Source organism: Caballeronia sp. LZ003 (assembly GCF_031451465.1).
Classification (GTDB): domain Bacteria; phylum Pseudomonadota; class Gammaproteobacteria; order Burkholderiales; family Burkholderiaceae; genus Caballeronia.
The window spans coordinates 1-20,181 of the sequence record NZ_JARUXJ010000244.1; the positions used below are offsets into that span (position 1 = coordinate 1).

The window sequence follows — 20,181 nt, forward strand, 5'->3', positions numbered from 1 at the left end:
CGGTGGTTGCATGCCAGCGGACGCGTGGATAGCCGCAGAGACGGAGCGCTACGAAGCGAGCTTCTTTGGACTGCATGATGATGCGTCTAGCAAAAAAGTGTTGGCGGTTTTGGCAGTGGCGAGAATCGCGCAACTGCTTTCTGACAACAGTGCTTGCTTTGCAGAAGCAGAAACGAAGAGGTGTGCCGCCGAGTTGAGCGATTACAGCGAGGAAGTGGTCATGGCGCGCACTACTCCTGCGCAATGGGCGGCTTTGAGTCAACGGGTGATCGGGTCTGCTTATCTTGAATAAAGTCTGCCGATTACGGCAAACCGCTCTGCTCTCGGTTCTCATCGAAAACTACTGAGAAAGGTGTGCGTAGTCGACAAGGATTTGGCGACGCATTCCGCTTCGTGCATGCGGCTCCGTATTTAGAGATGCGCGAGAGCAGACTGATGATCTTGAAGACTGGAAACGATCGAGATAGGCGAATCCTTCGCTCGAAAGTACGAGGTAGGTTATTCCCCAAGGCGTCGCGCGTATGCGAAACTATGGCAACATTCTGGACGAGGAAGGGCGATGCTTGAGCTCTCCCTGAAGACGCTCTATGGACGATAAAAAGACTGAAAAATCCGAGTACCGACCTTCAATCTTCGCGGCACCCTTCCGGCGAGATGGCGACGGATCAGCCGTTGAGCTTCTCTCTGTTGCGGAGCAGGAAGCATTAATGGAGGTTTCGCGGCTTGTCAGCATTCGGCGGAATACCGTGCTTTATCCGGAAGGGGGAGAGGCCCGCTTCGTCTATAACGTTGTCAGCGGCGTGGCAGAAACGTACCAGCTTGTTTCGAATGGCGAGCGAAGAATCACCGCATTCCTGTTCCCGAGAGACCTGATCGGTCTTAGTGAGAATGGCGTCTACGTTTCGACTGCTCAAGCGCTTACGCCGCTTGTCGCCTATCGAATTCCGGTCGAAGCACTCGAGGCGATCCTCGAGCGTAATCCCCGGCTTGATATCGGTCTGCTTTGTAAGCTATGTCACGAATTGCGTCGCTCCCAGCATCATGCCATAACCATCAGTAAGAACGATGCCGCCGCTCGGCTGGCGTCTTTCCTTCTATGGATTGACCGTGCATACGTGCCCCCGACCCGTAGGATTGGCGAACTCATCTTGCCGATGGCTCGACACGATATTGCCGATTACGTGGGACTGTCTGTCGAGTCGGTGAGTCGCGCCCTGCATCATCTGGAAGCCCAGGGCGCAATTCGGCGTCATGGCCCGCGTCTGATCACGTTGCTTGACCCGGCACAGCTCGCAAAACTGGCGATCGAGGATTAACACGCGTGTGACCACGAATGCTTCTGCACTTCGCAGACGAGCTCAGCGTGACGAACGGGACGTGAGCCGAGCCCTGCCGTCGCTCGAGCCGCCCGCGGCCAATTCGACGAGTCCCGCCGTGATCTGTTCCTGCCGCAACCGGCGAAAGTCTTCGGTCAGTTGGTCGAGCGTATCCCGTACGTGGGTGCGCGCCGCGATCATCGCGCGCATGCGAGCCTCGTTTTCCGCCGCGAAAGAAAGCATGAGCGCTTCGCACAGTTGGGCGTAGACATACTCCTCCGCAAGCGTCGCCAGCAGGCGGTACGGCGGGAGCGTGACGAGCGGCGACACGCGGCGCGCAGGCGCGGCAAAGCGCTTGAAGTCGAAAGGCAGCAACGATGTGCGCGCGACATCGAAGCCCGCCGACGGCTGCGGTACTGCATGTACGAGCGTCACGCGCTTCGCCAAGCCTTTCTCGAGACGCCCGTACAGCACTTCGGTGATCCGGCTGCCGAGGGCGGCGACTTCGGCCGCGTGGGCGACCATCGGTGCGGACCAGCCAACGGAGAGCCCGCGCGTTGCGGCAACCATGGCGCCACGGCCGCCGATCACGAAGTAATCGGGCGGCTCTCTACCGGGAACATGCTCCGCTTCCGCGATCATGTGTTCGTTGAAGGCACCGACAAAGCCCTGCTCCGAACAGATCACGATGACCACATGTCTTTCGCCATCGTTCGGGGTGGGGCCGTCATGCGCGGGCCGGTCGTCGAGCATCAACGCGTCGCCGATGGCCGAGCCGATCATCGCGGCGCAGGCGCGGATGCCGTCGAGCCGGCCGCGCGCTTCCTGCGAACGCGCCGCCGCGATGCCGCGCATGGCGCCGACGACGGATTCCAGTTCGTGAACGCTCGAAATGCGCGCTTCGACCTCGCCGAGTTTGTTGCTCACGGCGAGATGGCTCCGATAGGCGTCGACAGCTGCGCTGCGAGATCGCGGACAGCGGCAACGAGCGCCGTGCGCGTCGCCTCGTCGAGCGCGCCAGTCGTCACCGTCGCGCTGTGATGCGCATTCAGATGCGCGGCAAGCCGCGCGCGCAAGAGCGGAATGGAGTCGACAGGCAGTGAGTCGAACACGCCGTCGTCGAGGGCGGCGAGCAGAGCGATTTCATCGACGGGTCGAAGGCGCGCGAAACGGGGTTGCGTGATCAGCGCGCGGATGCGTTCACCACGCGTCACCTGGGCCTGGACGCGTGCATCGGTGAGACCGCCGAAGCGCGTGAACATTTCCAGCTCCAGGAACTGCGAGTAATCGAGCCTCAAACGCCCGGATACACCCCGCAGCGCGGCGGTCTGCGCCTTGCCGCCGACTCGGCTCACGCTTAGTCCGACATCCACGGCGGGCCGCTGGTTTGCCGCGAACAGACTGGCGTCGAGCACGATCTGCCCGTCGGTGATCGAGATCAGATTGGTGGGGATATACGCCGACAGATTGCCGGCGTCCGTCTCCGCGATCGGCAGCGCGGTGAGCGAGCCGCCGCCCAGCGTTTCCGACAGCTTCGCCGCGCGTTCGAGCAGCCTCGCATGCAGATAGAAAATGTCGCCGGGATAGGCTTCGCGGCCGGGCGGTTCGCGCGTCAACAGCGCAAGTTCCCGGTGCGTGGCGGCGTGTCTCGTCAGATCGTCGATGACGACGAGCGCGTGCTGGCCCCGGTCGCGAAAGTATTCGGCGATCGTCATGCCGGTGAACGGCGCGATCCATTGCAGACCGGGGGACGCTGCCGCGGACGAAACGACGAACACGCATCGTTCGGGCGCGCCATGCTGGCGTACGGCGTCGATCGCTCGCTGTACCGCCGTCGCCCGCTGGCCGACCGCCACGTACACGCAGATCATGTCCGAGTCTTTCTGATTGATGATCGCATCGAGGGCGATCGAGGTCTTGCCGGTGGCCCGGTCGCCGATGATCAGTTCGCGCTGGCCACGCCCGATCGCGAACAGGGCGTCGATCAGCAGAATGCCCGTCTCCACTGGTTCCGCGACCAGATCGCGTTCGATGATCGCGGGCGCGGGGCGCTCGATCGGCATGCGCGCTGCGGCCGGAACCGCTTCGTCACGATCGAGCGGCCGGCACAACGGATCGACCACGCGGCCCAGCAGGCCGGGACCGACCGGCACCTCGATCACTTGCCCCGTGCCGGCAACGCACGAGCCGGCGGCAATCGAATCGCTTGCGTCCAGCAACACGGCGCCGATGGTGTCGGCGTCGAGCGTGAGCGCGAAGCCGAGCAGACCGCCGTCGAAGCGCAGCATTTCGTTGAGCCGGACATCCGGCAGACCCGACACGAGCGCGATGCCATCGGCAATATGCTCGACGCGGCCTACCGTCTGCGCTTGCGTCGAGAAGCGGGTTTGCGCGAGTGTCGCGCGGCTGCGCGCGAGCCAGTCGTCCGCCGGATCAGGCGTGGTTCGTGTCATGGCCGGGCAGTTCCGTTTGAAGGCGCGCAAGGTCCGCGCGAAAGCTGTTGCGCACGATCGCATGGGGCGCTTCGAGTTCGAGGCCGGCGATCACTTGCGGATCGACCGACGCTTCGAGCGTGACTTCACGGCCCAGCGTTTGCGCGAGCACCGCGCGGCAGTGAGCCAGTTCATCGTCATTCAAGGCTCGTGCGGCGACGAGCCGAAGGCCGCCGGCATCCAGTTGCGCACGCGTGGTCTGTGGCAACTGGCCGAGCGCGTCGGCGAGACCCTCGACGAATCCTTCGACACGCGCTTGCGGCGGCAAGCGGTCGAGCAGGCGCGCCGCGATGTCGAGTGCCAGTTGCGAAGCGCGCGCGGCGTCGGACCGGGCCGCGTCGCGCCGCATCGCGTCGATTTCGTCCCGGGCGGCGGCCCGCAGTCGGTCGGCATCGGCGTGCGCCGCAGCTTCGAGCGATGCTTTCAGCGACGCGGCCTCCGCGGTGGCGGCTTCGAGCAGCCCTCCGCGATGTTGCGCGAGTTGCGCCGTCTGGGCTGCGGCCTGCGCCTGGGCATCGACCGCGGTTGCCTTCGCTGCAGCGGCTCCGTTCATGAGCGAGGCGACGACCTGCTGGCGTTCGCTGACCATGCGGGCGACCGGTTTGAACAGAAACCGTGCGAGCAGCCAGACCAGGACGAGCGCATTGACGGTTTGCAGGCCGAGCGTCCACCAGTCGATATGCATGTGGGTCTCGCGCCTATCTGATGAACGGATTGGCGAACAGCACCAGCAGCGCGATCACGAGGCAGTAGATAGCCATCGTCTCGATCATCGCGAGGCCCACGAACAGCGTGCGCGAGATGGTGCCGGACGATTCGGGCTGGCGGGCCAGCGCATCCATCGCGGCCGCGACGGCGCGCCCTTCGCCGAGCGCCGGACCGATCGCGCCGAACGATACGGCGATCGCGGCGGCGAGGATGCTGACGACCTGAATTAGATTGTTCATGGTGTGCCTTCTTGTTGATTCGTGGATCGGGGTGCCGCGTCGGCCAGCGCCGCGCCGATGAACACCATCGCGAGCACCGTGAAAATGTAGGCTTGCACCGCGCCGGTCAGCAGATCGAGCGCCATCAGCGGAATCGGCACCAGCAAGCCGGCGAGCGACAGCACGATGCCGACGACGAACACGCCGCTCATCACGTTGCCGAACAGGCGCACGACCAGCGAGAAAGTGCGCGTGATCTGCTCGACGACGTTGAGCGGAATCATGATCCACGTCGGTTCGGCGAACGTCGCGAGATAGCGGGCGAGGCCGCGGCTGCGCACGCCGTAGAAGATCGTCGCGCAGAACACGATCACCGCGAGCGCGGCGTCGGTCTCGATGTGCGCCGTCGGCGGCTCGACGCCCGGCACGAGCGAGGACCAGTTGCCGGTCAGGATGAACAGAAAGAGCGTGCCGACGAGCGAGCGATAGGCGTTCGGATCGGCCTGCATCGTGTCGCGGATCTGATCGTCGACCGTTCCGACCAGCATCTCCAGCACTGTCTGCGCCTTCGAAGGCACAAGGGCAAGACGGCGCGTGAGCAAGGCGGCAAGCGTTCCCAGCAGCACGATGATGACCCACGTTGTGACTACCGGCGCTGACACCGGAACGGGACCGAGATGAAACAGCGCTTGCGTGTCGAGCGGCGAGCGCATCATGAAGACACCCCGATCCGACGAAGCACCACTTGCCGCGCGATCAGCAACCCCGCCGCGCCGGATAGAAGCGCCCACGGCCCGATCCGCGCCAGAGCGAAGAACACCGCCGCCAGCACGCCGAGACGCGCGAGCTGCAACCCGATCGCGATGCCGGGCGTCCCTGCCGTGAGCAGCCGCACGTTCCAGCGCAAGCCCGTGAAATGAATCAGTCCGGCCAGCACGCCGACGGACAGACCGATTGCGATTTGAGTGGTCATCGTCACCTCCTCGTTCGGCGATGCATCCATTTCCATGCGAACCACAGTCCGGCCGCCGCGCCGATCATCAGAAGCGGTGCGGAGAAAAACACGCCGGTGCCGAAACGGCGGTCGAGCCAACGGCCGAGCAAGAGCGCGAGGAGCGTCGGCATCACGATCGTCCAGCCGAGGATGCCGATCTGACCGAGGCGCGCGCCGAGCGAAGGCTCGGGTTCCTCGCGTGCCTCGCGCTCTCGCTCCGTGGCTCGACGGGCCGCGCGCGCCATCGGTTCGGTGGACGGATCGGAGGGTTCGACGGGTTCTTGCTCGCGACTCATGGCGCTTTCGGGTCCGTTTCCCGGGCGTCTTCGCGCAACGCGATCGCCACGCCCGGGCGAAGATGCCGCAGAAGTTGTCTAACCGCCTGCGCATGAAGCCGCGTCTGCTCGACGCGAGCGCGCCGCGCCGCGTCGAGGCGCTTCGCGCGCGCGGATTCGACCCGGGCTTCTAGAGCGGCGAGTGTATCGCCTTGAACGCCGCCGCGGCATGCGATCGTCACATCGCGGCCGCCTGACACGCGAAGGACACCGCCTTCCACCGCGCAGAAATGCGGCGCGCCATCGGCGCCATGCCAGCGGATCACGCCGGGGACGAGCACGGTCAGGAAATCGGCATGGCCGGGCAAGATGCCGAAGCTGCCGCTTTCGTCCTCCGCGCGCAGCGCCACCACATCGGGGCTGTCGGCCAGCACGGCGTCCGGCGTGGCGATGGTCAGGCGCAGCGATCCGCTCATGGCGCAGCACCGGCGGCCGCGCCCGGCGTCGCTGCGCGCGATGCATCTTCCCGCGCGCGGGCCTCGTCCAGCGTGCCTACCATGTAGAGCGAACTTTCCTGCCATGTGTCGCACTTGCCGGACAGGATGGCCTCGCAGCCGGCGAGCGTCTCGGCGATCGAGACCGAGCGTCCGGGCACGCCCGTGAACGCCTCGGTGACCGCGAACGGCTGCGTCAGAAAGCGCTGCAGGCGTCGCGCGCGGCCCACGATGCGGCGGTCGTCCGCGCCCAATTCGTCCACGCCCAGCAACGAGATGACGTCCTGCAACTCGCGATAATGCTCGATGGTTCTCCGCACTTCGATGGCGATCGCGGCATGCGCTTCCCCCACGACGAGTGGATCGAGCAGCACCGACGACGACGCGATCGGATCGATCGCCGGGTACATGCCTTCGGCGGCCATCGAACGCGACAGCACGACCATGCTGTCGACATGCGCGGCGATGGTGGTCACGGCGGGGTCGGTGAAATCGTCGGCAGGCACGTAGACAGCTTCGATCGCGGTAACCGATACGTCTCCGACCGACACGATGCGCTCCTGCAACGCGGCGACTTCGCTCGCCAGCGTCGGCTGATAACCGACCCGCGACGGCAGCCGTCCGAGCAGGCCGGACACTTCCGCGCCCGCCTGAACGAAGCGAAACACGTTGTCCATCAACAGCAGCACGTTCTGGTGGCGCTCGTCGCGAAAGTATTCGGCGACCGTGAGCGCGGTCAGCGGCACGCGCCAGCGCGCGCCCGGCGGCTCGTTCATTTGCCCGTAGACGAGCACGGTGCGCGGTAATACGCCCGAGCCGCGCATGTCGAGCAGCATTTCATGGCCCTCGCGCGATCGCTCGCCGACCCCGGCGAAGACCGAGATGCCCTGATAGCGCTCGACCATCGCGTGGATCAGTTCCATCACCAGCACCGTCTTGCCGACGCCCGCGCCGCCGAACATGGCCGCCTTGCCACCCTGCGCGAGCGGCGTGAGCAGATCGATGATCTTGATGCCGGTGGCGAAGATCTGCGTGGCCGCCTCCTGTGACGACAGTGGCGGCGGCCGGCGATGGATCGGGCGTCGCGGCACGTCGGCGGGGAGGGGCTCGCCGCGATCGCCCGGCGTGCCGGTGACGTCGATCAGGCGGCCGAGCACGGCTTCGCCGACCGGCACCTGAATCGGGCCGCCCGCGCAGCGAACCGGCGCGCCGCGCCGCAAGCCATTGGTGAAATGCAGCGCGAGCGCACGCACCGTGCATTCGTCCAGGTGCGCTTGCACCTCGGCGATGATGGGCGGCCCGCTATCCGCGTCGATCGAAAGCGACTCTTCGATGAGCGGCAGCGCCGCGGTATCGAAGGCGACGTCGATTACCGCTCCGCGCACCGCGATCACGCGACCGCTTGCCGCCGAGCCGGAATCGGATGGTTCTTGAGCCATGGTCATGCGGTGATGTGGAAACCGGCGTCCGCGTAGATCGTGGAACCGGTCAGCGTCATGCCCGCGTCGCTTGCCAGCACCGCGGCGATCCGTCCGATCTCGTCGATGGTGACGAGGTGCTGCGCCGGCGTATGCGCGCGAACGTTGTCGAGCAGCGCGTCGAAATGATCGATGCCGGATGCCGCGCGCGTCTTCACGGCGCCCGCGGAAATCGCGTGCACGTGGATGCGGCGCGCGGCCAGGTCGGCGGCGAGATAGCGCACGCTCGATTCGAGCGCCGCCTTCACCGGACCCATCACGTTGTAGTGATCGACCGCGCGCTCGGCGCCATAAAAGCTCACGGTCATGAGGCTGCCGCCGTCGGCCATCAACGGCAGGGCGAGCTTCGCCATGCGGATGAATGAATGACATGACACCGCCATGGCGAGCGCGAAGCCATCGGCCGGGCAGTCGATGAGGTTCGCGTGCAATGCGTCGGCGCTCGCGTAGGCGATCGAATGAAGCAGGAAATCGAGCCTACCCCAGTCATGGGTCAGGTGCTCGAACACTGCTTCCATTTGACCGGAAACCGTGACGTCGCAAGGCAACACGATTGACGCCCCGAGCGCCTGCGCAACGGGTTCGACGAAGGGCCTCGCCTTCTCGTTGAGATACGTCACGGCGATCTCCGCTCCCGCGTCCCGCAACATTCTGGCGCAGCCGGTGGCGATGCTGTGTTCGTTGGCGATGCCGACCACGAGCCCGCGCTTGCCTGTCAGATCGATAACCGGATTCATTCGATGGACTCCTCGCGATGGTGAACGGCCACGGTTTCGTCGGCGATGATCTGTTCTTCGTCGGTTGGCATCACCAGCACCGTCACCCGGCTGCGCGCGCTGCTGATGACGCGTGCGTTGCCGGCATTGGACTGCGGATCGAGTTCGACGCCGAGCCACGCGAGCCGCTCGCACACGGCACTGCGCACCTGCGGCTGATGCTCGCCGATGCCTGCGGTGAACACGAAAGTGTCGATACCGCCGAGCGTGGCCGCGAGACGCGCCGCTTCGCCCGCGATGCGAAAGGCGAAGAGCGCCAGCGCTTCGCGGGCTTCCGGCCGATCGCTCGCCTGCAATTCGCGGCTGTCCGCGCTGATGCCCGATACGCCGAGCAGCCCGGATTGCCGGTACAGCATATACTCGACCGCGTCCACGGCCATGCGCCGCTGCTCGAGCAGATGCAGCACGACGCCCGCGTCCAGCGCGCCGCAGCGCGTCGCCATCGGAATGCCGTCGAGCGTCGAAAAGCCCATGCTGCTGTCCCGGCTGATGCCCGCATCGAAAGCCGCGAGGCTCGCGCCGCTGCCCAGATGAACCGCGATCACCTTGCCACGCGCCAGGCGCGGGAACGTCTGCGCCAGCCGCTCCGTAACGAACCGGTACGACAGACCATGAAAGCCGTACCGCTTGATGCCTTCATCGAACAACGCGCGAGGAAGCGCGAAGCGGCGCACGAGGTCGGTCTGCGTCGCGTGAAACGCGGTATCGAACGAGGCCGACTGCAGAAGGCGCGGCCGCAGATGCCGGATCGCGCGGATCAGCCGCACGCTTTGCGGCTGATGCAGCGGCGCGAGCGGTATCAGCGCGGTGATCGCGGCAAGCGCGTCGTCGTCGATCGCGACCGGTCCCGTGAAACGATCGCCTCCATGCACGACGCGATGGCCGACGGACGCGAGATCGTCGAGCGCGAAATGCGTGGCGAACCAGCCGAGCGTTTCGTCGAGGACATCGTGCAAGTCTTCCGTGACGCGCGAAGTCAGCGCGATGTCGGCGCGCTCGCCGTCTTTCGTGAGATGCAGGCGCAGCGGCGTCTCACGAAAGTCGATCGTGGCCTGTCCCATTCGCTCCGCCACGCCGGATGCCACGCGAAACAGCCCGATCTTGATCGTCGACGAGCCGGGATTGAAGGTCAGCAGAAGCGGCGCACTCATGATGTCCGCGCGCCTCTTTGAGCGCGTTCGAACGCGAGTTTCGCGAGCGCAGCGGATGCGAGGCGCACGCGCAGGCTGTCGGCGCGGCTCGTGAGAATGATCGGCAGGCGCGCGCCGAGCACGATGCCCGCTGCATCGGCGCCCGCGAAATACACCAGTTGCTTGGCCAGAATGTTGCCGGCTTCCAGATCGGGCGCCAGCAGAATATCGGCCTGTCCCGCGACGGGAGAGTCGATGCCCTTGACTTGCGCCGCAGCCGCGCTGATCGCGTTGTCGAACGCAAGCGGGCCGTCCATCCACGCGCCCGTGATCTGTCCGCGCGCCGCCATGACGGTAAGCGCGGCCGCGTCGAGCGTCGTGGGCATTCTCGGATTGACGGTCTCTTCCGCCGCGAGGACGGCGACGCGCGGTTTTTCGACGCCCAGCAGATGCATCAGGTCGATCGCGTTCTGGCAGATGTCGCGCTTCTGGTCGAGTGTCGGCGCGATGTTGACGGCGGCGTCGGTGACCAGCAGCGGTTTCGCGTAGGCCGGAATGTCCATCGCATAGACGTGGCTGATCCTGCGATCCGTGCGCAGCCCGGACCCCGATGCGACCATGGCCGAGAGCAGTTCATCGGTATGCAGGCTGCCTTTCATCAATGCGCCGATCTTCCCCGACGCGCCTAGTTCGACCGCGCGCGCGGCGGCAGCATGGCTGTGCTCGACCGGTTCGATCTCCACGCCTTCGAGACTGAGGCCCCCGGCATCGGCAATGGCGCGAATCCGGGCTTCCGGTCCGATCAGGATGGGATCGAGCAGCCCCTGGTCGCGCGCTTCCAGCGCCGCACCGATGGCATCGGCCGAGCAGGGATGAACGATTGCAGTGCGCAACGAGGGCCGCTGCCGTGCCTCGCGGATGAACGCTTCATAGCGATCATGCCGGCGCACGCCCACTTCCGGGCGCGGCATGGACGGCCACGCGATCGGCGCGGCAGGCGCGATCACCGTGGCGACGCCCAGCAGTACGACCTCGCCTTTCTGGTTCGTGCAGCGCGTGTCCAGCAGCACGATGCGCTTCTCGGCGCGCTTTTCGGTGACCGTCACGGTAGCGGTGATGGTGTCGCCCGGCGTGACCGGATGGCGGAACTGCAGTGTCTGATCGAGATAGATGGTGCCCGGGCCCGGCAGTCGCGTGCCGAGCAGCGCGGAAATCAGCGCGCCGGTCCACATGCCGTGCACGACCACATGGCCGAACAGATCAGTCGCGGCGAAGGACGCATCCATGTGCGCGGGGTTGACGTCGCCCGACATCGCGGCGAAGAGGTCGATGTCGTTCTGCCCGGCGGTGCGCACGATCGAAGCCGATTCGCCGATCGCGAGCTGGTCGAAGGTCCGGTTGCGCATGAGCATGTCGTCGTTCATGGCATGGCTCCTAGGACTGGAAGACATAAGTGCCGGGCGCATCGGCGAGCGTTGTTGCGTCGTCGCTTTCCCCCATGGCGGGCGGCGCGATGCGTTTCGGTCCCGAGTGCGCAGCGAGCCAGTCGGTCCACGCGAGCCACCACGAGCCCTCCTGCGTCGGAGCGACCGCCATCCATGCTTCGGGATCCATGCGCAGATCGCCCGCTTCCGTGTGCTTCAACCTAAAGTGGCGATGGGGATGCCCCGGCTCGCTGACGATCCCGGCGTTGTGACCGCCGCTCGTCAGCACGAAGGTGATGTCGGTATCCGAGAGATTGTGGATCTTGAATACCGAGTGCCACGGCGCGATATGATCGCGTTCCGTGCCGACCACAAACATCGGCGTGCGAATATCGCGGATCGAGACGGGCCGCCCGTCGACCCGATATCGACCGCATGCGAGATCGTTGTCGAGAAAGAGCTTGCGCAAATATTCGGAATGCATGCGATAGGGCATGCGCGTGGCGTCGGCATTCCATGCCATCACGTCGATCATCGGCGCTCGCACGCCGAGCAGATAGTCGTGAACGACGCGCGACCAGACGAGGTCGTTCGACTGCAGCAACTGGAAGGCCCCGGACATCTGACCGGCTGTGAGATAACCCTCCGACCACATCATGCTTTCGAGGAAATAGACTTCGCTGTCGTCGATGAAAAGTTGCAGCTCGCCCGGCTCGCTGAAATCGGTTTGCGCGGCGAACAGCGAGACCGATGCGAGCCGCTCGTCGCCCGCGCCAGCCATCGCCGCGGCGGCGATCGCAAGCAGGGTGCCGCCCAAACAGTAGCCCGTGGCGTGGATACGCCGCCCCGGCACGATTGCCGAGATGCTGTCGAGCGCGGCCATCACGCCGAGTCGCCGATAGTCGTCGAGGCCGATGTCCCGGTCTTGCGCGCCGACGTTGAGCCATGAGATGCAAAACACCGTGTAGCCCTGTCCCACCAGATAGCGGATCAGCGAGTTGCGCGGCGACAGGTCGAGAATGTAGTACTTCATGATCCAGGCGGGCACGATCAGTACCGGCTCGCCGAGCACTTTGGCCGTTGCCGGGCTGTACTGAATCAGTTCGATCAGATGGTTGCGAAACACGACCTTGCCGGGCGTGACGGCCAGATCGACACCGACCTTGAACTGATCCACGCCCGCGGGCGGCTGCCCGGCCGCCTGACGCAGAACGTCTTCCACCGCGTTGCCGGCGCCTTGCAGAAGGCTCAGGCCGAACGTCGAAGCGGCTCGCTCGAAGACCTCCGGATTCGTCAACGAGAAGTTTGTCGGCGCGAAGATGTCGAGCCATTGGCGCGCGACGAACGAGACGACATCCTCGTGATGACGCGTCGTACCGGGCACGTCACGGGTCGCCGTGTTCCACCATTGCTCCGCGAGCAGAAAGCTCTGCTGCCACAGCCGATACGGTTCCGTCTGCCATGCAAGAGCGGTGAAGCGGTTATCGCCCGGCGTGGCGTCGACGAGCGGCGCGACATAAAGCCCGGCTGCGACGTCTCGCACATAGTCGATGATGCCCCTGGCGTTCTGCATGGCGAGCGCGGCCAGTTCCATGCGCTTACCGGGCGCGGCGGCAAGATGGATGGACCAGTCCGCGAGCGCCAGCGTCAATGCTGCCGGCGACAGTCCTGCCGTCGTTCGGGCGATCATCGCTTCCTTCGCATGATCCAGCGCCCGAAACGGTGCTTCGGGCACGCTGCGCCGTGTGTCTTCGTGAACCAAGTCGTTCCCCGGCGGGGCGGAACTGAGACGGGCATCCATTCGTCGCTTCCTGTCGTTCTGGAATACTGAAGAGGTCTCGCCATGCTCGCGTGCGTGCTCTGACCGATTCTTTGAGATCGGCCGATGGCGGTTTGCATCGCGCACCGTGCACTATGTTGCGCTGCGGGAGAAATGTAGCGTCTTGCGAAGATGGCCGCGTTGACGCAAATCAACGATTGCGGAGAAGCGGATCGTCGCGGCGGGTCTCACCTTTGCGCGAGGGGCGAAATCGGCGAGGAGACCGCATCTTCCGTGGGTGGAATCGGGAAGGTGAGATGCACGCGGAAACCGCGGCCCGGCCCGCTGTCGAGCGACAGCGTGCCCTCGATTTCATCGGCGCGCTCGCGCATGCCGATTAGTCCCAACGAGCTTCCACCGTCCAGCATGGAAAGCGCTGTTCCTCGCCCGTTGTCGGAAATATGCAGGATGCCGATGTTTCCCGCACGTTTCAGATCGATGGTAATTTTGCCGGCACACGCATGCCGTGCGACGTTGGTCAAAGCCTCCTGCACGATATGAAACAAGTTTTCCTCGGCACTCGGTTCGAGGCCGAGGTCATCGGTGCTGAAGCGGGCATCCACCTCGATGCCATACCGTTGCACGAATTCCTCGACGAGTCTTTCGATCGCGGCGGCAAGTCCCAGCGTCTCGAAGGCAACGGGACGCATGCCGCTTGCAATACGCCGCAGCGACGCAACCGTCATGTCAATGAGGCATTCCATATCTCTGACGCGCGTCGATGACGGAGCGGTGATGATGCCGCTTTCGCGAAGCAGCTTCTCGAGGTCGGCAAGCGCCATCTTGAGCGCGGTGAGATTCTGTCCGAGATCGTCATGAAGCTCCCGCGCGATGCGCTTGCGTTCGTCTTCGCGCGCCGACTGGATAGAAGTCGCCGGTCGTGCGGCTCGAGCGGACCTTTCCAGCTCTTGGGTTCGCGGCTTCTGCTCTGGATGGATCGAATCTTCCCTGTCGTTCATTCGTTTCCTCGACGCGCGCCGACGTGAGCGGGAACCGGGGCCACAATGGCCGGATCTCCGGGCAGGTCATTGTGGATGGAACGAACTCGAAGAAACACTGACGCAAATCAAAAATGGCCCCCAGGTATCGGGGGACATTCGATAGGGACCGGTCTATCGTTCGTGATGCAGGCGGCCGCGTCCGCCTTCAATCGAATTGGCGAACCGGCCGTTCAGTGAGACATGAGCACGGGAACGGTCATCGACGCGAGGAGCGTTCGCGTGACGCCGCCGAGCACGAGTTCCTGCCAGCGCGCGTGACCATAGCCGCCCATCACCACCAGGTCCGCATTCAGGTCTGCCGCGCGGGAAAGCAGTAACTCGCCCGCTGAGGCATCGGTCGCGCCGACGCTCGGCGAGATCTCGGCCTTCACGCCGTGTCGCGCGAGGGACTTCGCGATATCCGCGCCGGGAATGCGCTCGCCATGCGCTCCGCCCCGGTCCGTATCGATGCTGACAATCGACACGCGCTCAGCCGTCTTGAGCAGGGGCATTGCGTCGTGAACGGCTCGGGCCGCTTCGCGACTTCCGTTCCAGGCGACCATGGAACGTCGGCTGGGCTCGGCGAAAAAGCCCGTGTAGGGAAGGAGCAGGACCGGACGCCCGGAGGACAAAATAAGTGTCTCCGGAAAATGATCGCCGACGTAGGCTTCTGCATCGCCCGGATCGTCCTGGCTCACGACCACCAGATCCGCGCAGCGCGCGAGACGCGGCACCACGACGTTCGCAGGCTCGGTCGTTTCGATCCATTCGCCGGGCACGCCCGCGCGCTTCAGCTCCGCGTGAAACAGCCGCTCGATCGCGCCGCGCCTTTCGCGCCGCATGGCCGCGTGCTGCTCGTAGTATCCGGCGGTCCCCGCCATGACTTCGAACGCGCGCGGGTCGGGTTCGAAGATCGCGAATAGTCCGACGATGTGTGCGTCGAAGCGCCTCGCGAGCTGCAAGGCGGTTTCCAGCCTCGGATGCGCACGCACGCTGGTGTCGAGATGCACGAGAACGGTCTTGTAGCTCATCACGTCACTCCTTGAACCGAAGGGCAAGCAGGTGAACACGTCGATTGCACGGATCCTCACAGCCAATGAGTCTAGAGACGTGGCGCGGAGATCCGATTGATGCAGGTCAACGGCGCGGCGCTTCGTCGCCGTGGTCCGCTTCCGTTGACTCAGGTCAATCGCCGATGCCGGCCCGGGCCATACAGTGGCCGCGTCGACACAACGTCATGCGCTCACGAGGAGTTCGAAGATGAAAGCACTTGTCTATCATGGCCCGGGGAAAAAGTCGCTCGACGAGCGCCCCGTTCCGAAGCTCGCCAACGCCACGGATGCGATCGTGCGCGTGACGCGAACGACCATCTGCGGCACCGATCTGCACATCCTCAAGGGCGACGTGCCGAGCTGCGAGCCCGGCCGCGTGCTCGGACACGAGGGCGTCGGCATCGTCGAAGAAGTGGGCGCGGCCGTTGCCGCATTCAAGCCGGGCGATCACGTGCTGATCTCGTGCATCTCCTCTTGCGGCAAGTGCGAGGCATGCCGGCGCAGCATGTATTCGCATTGCGCGACGGGCGGCTGGATACTCGGCAATCGCATCGACGGCACGCAGGCCGAGTATGTTCGCATTCCGCATGCCGACACGAGCCTTTACCCGATCCCGCCCGGTGTGGAGGAAGAGGCGCTCGCCATGCTGTCGGATATTCTTCCGACGGGCTTCGAATGCGGCGTGCTCAATGGCCGCGTGCAGCCCGGCAGCACGGTCGCGATCGTAGGCGCAGGGCCGATTGGTCTTGCCGCCTTGCTCACCGCGCAGTTCTATGCGCCGGCGCAGATCATCATGATCGATCGCGACAAGCATCGTCTTGAAGTGGCGCGCACTTTCGGTGCGACCGCGTGCATCGATATCGGACCGACGGAACCTGTCGCCGAGGTCTTGCGCCTGACGGATGGCGCGGGCGTGGATTGCGCGGTGGAAGCGGTCGGCGTGCCTTCGACCTTCGAGCTGTGCCAGTCGATCATCGCGGCAGGCGGGACCGTCGCGAACGTGGGCGTGCATGGCGCGAAAGCCGATCTGCATCTCGAAACGCTGTGGGACCGCAACGTCACGATCACCACGCGGCTGGTCGACACGGTGAGCACGCCCATGCTGCTCAAGACGGTGCGCGCGGGGCGCCTGGATCCGCAGCGGCTCATCACGCATCGCTTCTCGCTGGGCGACGTGCTGGATGCGTATGCGACCTTCAGCAACGCGGCGGACACTCACGCGCTTAAGGTCCTGATCGAGGTCTCATGAATCGCCCGAGGCGGCGCACGCGGCAGAAGGCGAGAGCAAACGGAAAGTCGCGCCGCCTTCTGCCGATCGCCAATTACGCGGTCCGGGAGAACGAAGGTGTCGAGAGTGCTGGTGGTCTGCTTTTCACGCAGCGGCAGGACGCGCTCGCTGGGCACGACGCTCGCCGCATGTTTGCGCGCCGATTTCGAGGCGATCACGGAGCCCGCCGATCGCGCGGGCGTGTCCGGATATCTGCGCTCGCTTGCCGACACCCTGTTCGGACGAAGCGTGCGCCTCGATCCGCCACAGCACAATGTGACGCGTTACGACGTGGTCATCATCGGCACGCCCGTGTGGGCCGGCAAAGTCAGCGCGCCGGTGCGCGCGTGGCTGGCGGCCAACCGGCGCAAGCTGCCGCATGTGGCTTTCTTCTGCACACAACGCGCGTGCGGCGCGGCCACGGTCTTCGCGGACATGAAGAAGTTCGTCGGCAAGCAGCCCGTCGCGCGCTGCACGATCACAGGCACACCCCGCGCGGACGATGAGCGGCGCGTCATCGATACCTTCGTTAAGCAGATCGAACGCAGACTCGCGCGGATCGACAATCTGGAGTCGGTGGTCTGAGCGAGACGCCCCCAAGGAGAGCCTTCACGTACCGGAACATCATGGTCGCGCTCGACGGGAGTAAATCGTCGCAGCGCGCGCTGGACGAAACGGCGCACATTGCGAAGTGTTCGAACGCGCGGGTGCACATCGTCTTCGTGGCGGATGCGGCAGCGCTCTCATCGTATCCGGCGCGCTACCGCTCGGAGGTGTTCGGCCATGCGCGTCGCATGCTCGACGACGCGCAGGCGCATTTGCACGCCGCGGGCACCGAATGCGAAACGCAACTGCTGGAAACGCAAAGCCACGCCGATCCGGTTGCGCGATGCCTCCAGCGCTGCGCGGTGGAACGGTCGGCCGATCTCGTCGTGATGGGAACGCACGGCCGCGCCGGATTTCGGCGGCTGGTGCTGGGCAGCGTCGCGGAGGCGTTCTTGAGAAATTCGACATGCCCCGTGCTTATGATTCGCTCACGTCCTCAGGCATGACAAGGCGACCGTTCAGGGCATTCAAATCGGACCGCTTCGAAACCAGACTATCGCGACATGGGACACTGGATGCGTGAAGTGGGCGCGGGCGGCGTCGAAACGCACGATGCACCCGCCGCCGTGCGCGCCTGGCATCTGCTGCGCTGGCCGCCGTTCGCCGCTCAGCTCCTGCTTGTTCCAGCTTTCTACCTCGAACTCATCGGTCCGTCCGTCGCGCTGTTCTGGGCGCGCGGGCTCGACGTATTCGCTGGCCTTGCATGCATCGGCGTGATGGGTCACATGCTCGCGCTGACCCGTCATCGCGCGGCGTTTCTGCGTAGCAATGCCTTGGACGCGGGCCTCGGCTTGGCCGCGCTACTGAGCGTCTTCGCGAGCGCCGCACGCTGGTCGGCGAGCGGATGGGTGCTGAGACTCGTGTTCATGGGCGCGCTCGCATTGCGTATCGTGCTCGCGCTGCGGGCGTTGTTCGTTCCTCATCGCCTGTTGATCTTGCTGTCGATCGGCGCGGTGCTCATCTTGCTTGCGGGCGGCGGCTTCTATTGTCTGGAACCGCGCGTGCAGACATACGCGGACGGTTTTTGGCTCGCGTTCGAAAGCAGCGCGAGCGTCGGCTACGGCGACATCGCTCCGACGACGCCGGCCTCGCGGGTCTTCGCCGTGTTCATCGTGCTGTTGGGCTACGGCATGCTGTCGCTCACCTTCGCGAGCATCGCGGCGCTGCTCATCGGCAACGAAGAAAAGCAGCTTCGGCGGGACATGCACAAAGATATCAAGCGCCTCGAGACGGAGATGGCGGACATGCGGGAAGACCTGAGCACGCTGCGTGAACTGCGCTCTCGCCCGGATGCTGCCACCAACCACGATGCCACAAAGCAAGCCACGAGGCGCGCGCCCCGATGAGCCGGCGCGCCGGCACCGCGTTCCGATGAGTTAAATCAAACCCGGAGCGCCCGCGCGCCGGTATCGTCGTGGCATCGACGAAGCCTCTGGAGCGGAGTGCAAGATGAGAAAGTCGGCGCTGTGCGCAGCATTGCTGCTCGGACTCGCGGCATGCGCGCCCGATGACCGCTGGAATCGATTCAGGCAAACGGAGCCGGCGCTCGTCGAGGCGCGGGAATTTGCCGCGATCGATTGCGCCGGCCCGGACGAATGCTCGCGCCGTTGGGAGCGGACCCGGGAGTATGTCGCGCGCTACTCCGCCACGCGCATCCGCCGTGCGAACGCCGCCGAGATAGAAACGGGACGCCCGCTCGAAGCCGGCGTCGTCTATCTGTAGGCGACACGCACGCCGTCGGGTACGAGCAGTGACGATGCGCGCATAAGCCTCAAAGGCATGTGCCGGGGCATGTATGGAATGGATGGCGGGCCGGGCCTGCTATATGCGCGATGCGCGAGCCAGATACGCAGCATCGAGATGAAGTTTCGCGCCTTCGTGCTGGCGCCGGCTGACGGTCCGATAGACGACGCGGCGTGATCGCACGCCGCGGGGATGAGTCGCCGGTGACGCGCCGATGGTGAAGCATGTAGCGCATCAGACGCCCGCTTCGCAGTGTATGCAGGAACCGTGAAGGAAGGGAGAGAAAGACCATGGGCCTCGGAATGCAGATCGCCTGTCTGGGTTTTGCCGGCTCGGATGAGATAGAGCGAGAAGCCGGCGTCGGTCTGGTTCGGCTCGAACGCGTCGCGAAAGACATTGCCAACTGCCACTTGAGCATCGAGGCCCATCTCGACCAGTCGGGAACCTGCCTCTATGATGCCCGGCTCGATCTGGTGACGCGCGAATTCGACGTCGTCTCGGCCGGGAGTATCTCGAGTTCCGATTTGAGCGCGGCGATCCATCAGGTGTTCGAGCATGCCGTGCGCCTTCTTCGGCAGAGAAGCAGCGCATGATCTACGAAGCGATGCGCGTCGGTCACCGGATGCGCAGAGCGCATACTTCCGGGCGCTCACACGAAGAGCGCTCCGCGCGTGCGCCAGTCCCGCTCTTTAACCCGAGGCGTTGCTCATACCCGTTCGAGCCCCTCGCGATCCAGAATCCGCACTTCCTTGCCTCGCGTGTCCACCACGCCAGCCTTATGCAGCTTTGAGAACATCCGGCTCACCGTTTCCAGCTTGAGGCCCAGATAACTGCCGATTTCCTCGCGCGTCATTCGCAGCACGAACTGCGCCGGCGAATAGCCGCGCGCCTTCATGCGCGACGAGAGATTGAGCAGGAACGCAGCGACGCGCTGTTCCGCCGACATCGTGCCGAGCAGCATCATGAGCCTGGATTCGCGCACGATTTCGCTGCCCATCAGACGATGTACGTGATGCTGAATGGTCCTGACCTCGCGGCACAGCCGTTCGAGCAGATCGAACGGAATGACGCAAACCACGCTCTCCTCCAGTGCGGTGGCGTCGCAGCTATAGTGGTCCGAACTCACGCCGTCGAGCCCGAGCGCGTCGCCCGCCAGGTGAAAGCCCGTGACTTGCCCGTTGCCTTCGCGATGCATGACGACGGTCTTGAAGCAGCCGCTGCGTACGGCATAGAGGCTGCGGAATGCGTCGCCGCAGCGGTAGAGCGTTTCGCCGCGCCGTACGGTCCGCGTCGCGCAGATGATCGCATCGAGCCGCTCGTATTCATCGCGCGAGAGCCCGCCCGGCATGCAGATTCGCTGCATCGAACAGGTCGAGCAGCGCACGCCGTTGCGTGTCGCGGCGGACCTG

Annotated in this window: 24 protein-coding genes; 8 read left to right on the top strand and 16 right to left on the bottom strand. The window is 64.9% G+C overall.

What is annotated here, in order from left to right; all coding sequences use genetic code 11:
• Nucleotides 1-292, top strand: a 292-nt coding sequence (locus QCE79_RS37320; RefSeq protein ID WP_309853616.1) for a hypothetical protein, incomplete at its 5' end; no start/stop codon positions are given.
• A 295-nt stretch (nt 293-587) separates the two neighbouring features.
• A complete protein-coding gene (locus tag QCE79_RS37325; RefSeq protein WP_309853619.1) occupies nt 588-1,316 on the top strand; it encodes a Crp/Fnr family transcriptional regulator in 729 nt (242 codons plus the stop codon).
• Nucleotides 1,317-1,358: 42 nt separating this feature from the next.
• Here QCE79_RS37325 and QCE79_RS37330 read toward each other — a convergent pair whose 3' ends face one another.
• The 15 genes from QCE79_RS37330 to QCE79_RS37400 form a co-directional block, all read right to left on the bottom strand.
• Nucleotides 1,359-2,243: a FoF1 ATP synthase subunit gamma gene (locus QCE79_RS37330; RefSeq protein WP_309853622.1), complete on the bottom strand. Its 885-nt coding sequence runs from the start codon at nt 2,241-2,243 to the stop codon at nt 1,359-1,361.
• Nucleotides 2,240-3,769 carry a F0F1 ATP synthase subunit alpha gene (locus tag QCE79_RS37335; protein ID WP_309853626.1) on the bottom strand — a complete coding sequence of 510 codons (1,530 nt, stop codon included), beginning with the start codon at nt 3,767-3,769 and terminating at the stop codon, nt 2,240-2,242. The genes QCE79_RS37330 and QCE79_RS37335 overlap by 4 nt, the downstream gene beginning before the upstream one ends.
• Nucleotides 3,750-4,493: a F0F1 ATP synthase subunit delta gene (locus tag QCE79_RS37340; protein WP_309853628.1), complete on the bottom strand. Its 744-nt coding sequence runs from the start codon at nt 4,491-4,493 to the stop codon at nt 3,750-3,752. Before QCE79_RS37340 ends, QCE79_RS37335 begins: the two co-directional genes overlap by 20 nt.
• 13 nt (nt 4,494-4,506) lie before the next feature.
• Complete coding sequence (locus tag QCE79_RS37345; RefSeq protein ID WP_309853631.1) at nt 4,507-4,755, bottom strand: F0F1 ATP synthase subunit C; 249 nt, start codon at nt 4,753-4,755, stop codon at nt 4,507-4,509.
• Nucleotides 4,752-5,450: a F0F1 ATP synthase subunit A gene (locus QCE79_RS37350; protein ID WP_309853633.1), complete on the bottom strand. Its 699-nt coding sequence runs from the start codon at nt 5,448-5,450 to the stop codon at nt 4,752-4,754. Before QCE79_RS37350 ends, QCE79_RS37345 begins: the two co-directional genes overlap by 4 nt.
• Nucleotides 5,447-5,707, bottom strand: a complete 261-nt coding sequence (locus QCE79_RS37355; RefSeq protein WP_309853636.1) for an ATP synthase subunit I — start codon at nt 5,705-5,707, stop codon at nt 5,447-5,449. The genes QCE79_RS37350 and QCE79_RS37355 overlap by 4 nt, the downstream gene beginning before the upstream one ends.
• Nucleotides 5,708-5,709: 2 nt before the next feature.
• Complete coding sequence (locus QCE79_RS37360; protein WP_309853638.1) at nt 5,710-6,024, bottom strand: AtpZ/AtpI family protein; 315 nt, start codon at nt 6,022-6,024, stop codon at nt 5,710-5,712.
• Nucleotides 6,021-6,479, bottom strand: coding sequence for a F0F1 ATP synthase subunit epsilon (locus QCE79_RS37365; protein WP_309853641.1), 459 nt, complete (start codon nt 6,477-6,479; stop codon nt 6,021-6,023). Before QCE79_RS37365 ends, QCE79_RS37360 begins: the two co-directional genes overlap by 4 nt.
• Nucleotides 6,476-7,936, bottom strand: coding sequence for a F0F1 ATP synthase subunit beta (atpD, locus tag QCE79_RS37370; RefSeq protein WP_309853645.1), 1,461 nt, complete (start codon nt 7,934-7,936; stop codon nt 6,476-6,478). Before atpD ends, QCE79_RS37365 begins: the two co-directional genes overlap by 4 nt.
• Before the next feature lie 2 nt (nt 7,937-7,938).
• Nucleotides 7,939-8,700 (bottom strand): enoyl-ACP reductase FabI, encoded by a 762-nt coding sequence (gene fabI, locus QCE79_RS37375; protein ID WP_309853689.1) that lies wholly within the window; start codon nt 8,698-8,700, stop codon nt 7,939-7,941.
• 8 nt (nt 8,701-8,708) lie between these two features.
• Entirely contained in the window at nt 8,709-9,902 is a 1,194-nt protein-coding gene (locus QCE79_RS37380; RefSeq protein WP_309853649.1) for an acetate/propionate family kinase, read from the bottom strand.
• Entirely contained in the window at nt 9,899-11,305 is a 1,407-nt protein-coding gene (locus tag QCE79_RS37385; RefSeq protein ID WP_309853655.1) for a bifunctional enoyl-CoA hydratase/phosphate acetyltransferase, read from the bottom strand. Before QCE79_RS37385 ends, QCE79_RS37380 begins: the two co-directional genes overlap by 4 nt.
• A 10-nt stretch (nt 11,306-11,315) precedes the next feature.
• Nucleotides 11,316-13,106, bottom strand: coding sequence for an alpha/beta fold hydrolase (locus QCE79_RS37390; protein ID WP_309853658.1), 1,791 nt, complete (start codon nt 13,104-13,106; stop codon nt 11,316-11,318).
• Nucleotides 13,107-13,312: 206 nt separating this feature from the next.
• Nucleotides 13,313-14,083 (bottom strand): sensor histidine kinase, encoded by a 771-nt coding sequence (locus tag QCE79_RS37395; protein WP_309853661.1) that lies wholly within the window; start codon nt 14,081-14,083, stop codon nt 13,313-13,315.
• Nucleotides 14,084-14,295: 212 nt separating this feature from the next.
• Nucleotides 14,296-15,135 (bottom strand): universal stress protein, encoded by an 840-nt coding sequence (locus QCE79_RS37400; RefSeq protein ID WP_309853664.1) that lies wholly within the window; start codon nt 15,133-15,135, stop codon nt 14,296-14,298.
• Between the two features lie 229 nt (nt 15,136-15,364).
• On the opposite strand from QCE79_RS37400, the gene QCE79_RS37405 reads away from it, so the two are divergent.
• The 6 genes from QCE79_RS37405 to QCE79_RS37430 all read left to right on the top strand — a co-directional run bounded on the left by QCE79_RS37405 (nt 15,365) and on the right by QCE79_RS37430 (nt 19,365).
• Complete coding sequence (locus tag QCE79_RS37405; RefSeq protein WP_309853667.1) at nt 15,365-16,405, top strand: zinc-dependent alcohol dehydrogenase family protein; 1,041 nt, start codon at nt 15,365-15,367, stop codon at nt 16,403-16,405.
• A 96-nt stretch (nt 16,406-16,501) separates the two neighbouring features.
• On the top strand, nt 16,502-17,008 hold the full coding sequence (locus QCE79_RS37410; RefSeq protein WP_309853670.1) for a hypothetical protein: 507 nt from the start codon (nt 16,502-16,504) through the stop codon (nt 17,006-17,008).
• A 41-nt stretch (nt 17,009-17,049) separates the two neighbouring features.
• The gene (locus QCE79_RS37415; protein WP_309853673.1) at nt 17,050-17,475 is read left to right on the top strand and encodes a universal stress protein; all 426 of its coding nucleotides are present in this window, start codon (nt 17,050-17,052) and stop codon (nt 17,473-17,475) included.
• A 57-nt stretch (nt 17,476-17,532) separates the two neighbouring features.
• Nucleotides 17,533-18,375 carry an ion channel gene (locus QCE79_RS37420; RefSeq protein ID WP_309853676.1) on the top strand — a complete coding sequence of 281 codons (843 nt, stop codon included), beginning with the start codon at nt 17,533-17,535 and terminating at the stop codon, nt 18,373-18,375.
• Nucleotides 18,376-18,478: 103 nt separating this feature from the next.
• Nucleotides 18,479-18,751 (top strand): hypothetical protein, encoded by a 273-nt coding sequence (locus tag QCE79_RS37425; RefSeq protein ID WP_309853679.1) that lies wholly within the window; start codon nt 18,479-18,481, stop codon nt 18,749-18,751.
• 311 nt (nt 18,752-19,062) lie between these two features.
• Nucleotides 19,063-19,365 (top strand): hypothetical protein, encoded by a 303-nt coding sequence (locus tag QCE79_RS37430; RefSeq protein ID WP_309853682.1) that lies wholly within the window; start codon nt 19,063-19,065, stop codon nt 19,363-19,365.
• Between the two features lie 113 nt (nt 19,366-19,478).
• Here QCE79_RS37430 and fnr read toward each other — a convergent pair.
• On the bottom strand, nt 19,479-20,181 hold a 703-nt coding region (gene fnr / locus QCE79_RS37435), incomplete at its 5' end, for a fumarate/nitrate reduction transcriptional regulator Fnr (protein ID WP_309853685.1).